At 71.9% G+C, this 1100-nt stretch carries 1 protein-coding gene and 1 pseudogene; both read left to right on the plus strand.

From position 1 onward, the window contains the following. A pseudogene (locus ACFTZL_RS45065) lies at positions 1 to 530 on the plus strand (hypothetical protein); the annotation flags it as partial. A 102-nt stretch (positions 531 to 632) separates the two neighbouring features. After that, positions 633 to 1061, plus strand: coding sequence for an OsmC family peroxiredoxin (locus tag ACFTZL_RS45070; RefSeq protein WP_382486709.1), 429 nt, complete (start codon positions 633 to 635; stop codon positions 1059 to 1061). Positions 1062 to 1100: the final 39 nt, after the last annotated feature.

Below are 1100 nucleotides of genomic sequence, written 5' to 3' on the forward strand. Positions count from 1 at the left end.
ACCTCGGCCTGGTCTCCTTCCCGGACGTCACGCACCGGATGAGCAAGGAGGAGATCGACGCCCGCCACCCCGCGCTGCTGCCGACCCTCGCCAACCACCCCGGCATCGGTTTCCTGCTGGTCCGCAGCGACGAGCACGGCGGAGTCGTCCTCGGCGCGAACGGCGCCGAGATCCCGCTGGCGGACCTCGACGACGACCCGGGCCCGCTCGCCGCGTTCGGGCCGGGCGCGGCCGACACGGTGCGCCGTACGCACTCGTTCCCGCACACCGCCGACATCATGGTCAACTCCTTCCACGACCCGGCCGACGGCGAAGTCCTCGCCTTCGAGGAGCAGATCGGCTCCCACGGCGGCCTCGGCGGCGCCCAGGGCAAACCCTTCCTGCTGTCCCCCCTCGTCCTCTCCGCGCCGGTGGCGGACGGGGCGGAACTCGTCGGCGCCGAACACGTCCACCGCGTCCTGCGCCGCTGGCTGCGCGAGTCGAACGGCCCCCAGGTGCCGCTGGAGAGCAGCGAGGAACGCGCGGCCTGAAATTCGGGGCGTGCAAGGACGCGGCGCCACGGGTGTGATCGGATGGGGGCACGGGACCCGGAGACGGGCCCTACCGCGAGTCCGCACGCGAAAGGAAGAACCGTGGCTACCACGCGCTCCGCACACACCGTCTGGGAAGGCAGCCTGCTCGAGGGCAACGGCGTCGTCACCTTCGACACCTCCGGTGCGATCGGCGAGCAGCCGGTCACGTGGGCGTCGCGCGCCCAGGAGGCGAACGGGAAGACCAGCCCCGAGGAGCTGATCGCCGCCGCCCACTCCAGCTGCTACTCCATGGCCTTCTCCAACATCCTGAACAAGGCCGGGACGCCGCCCACCAAGCTCATCACCTCCGCCGACGTCTCCTTCCAGCCCGGTGAGGGCATCACCGGCATCCACCTCACCGTCGAGGGCACCGTCCCCGGCATCGAAGAGGCGGCCTTCCTCGCCGCAGCCGAGGAGGCCAAGGTCGGCTGCCCGGTCAGCCAGGCGCTGAAGGCCACGCCCATCACGCTGACCGCCAAGCTCGCCTGAGCAAGCCCACCCACGTCGCGCGGGCCGCCCACCAGGGGC

It is taken from the genome of Streptomyces sp. NPDC056948, assembly GCF_042674225.1.
Taxonomy (GTDB): Bacteria; Actinomycetota; Actinomycetes; order Streptomycetales; family Streptomycetaceae; genus Streptomyces; species Streptomyces purpurascens.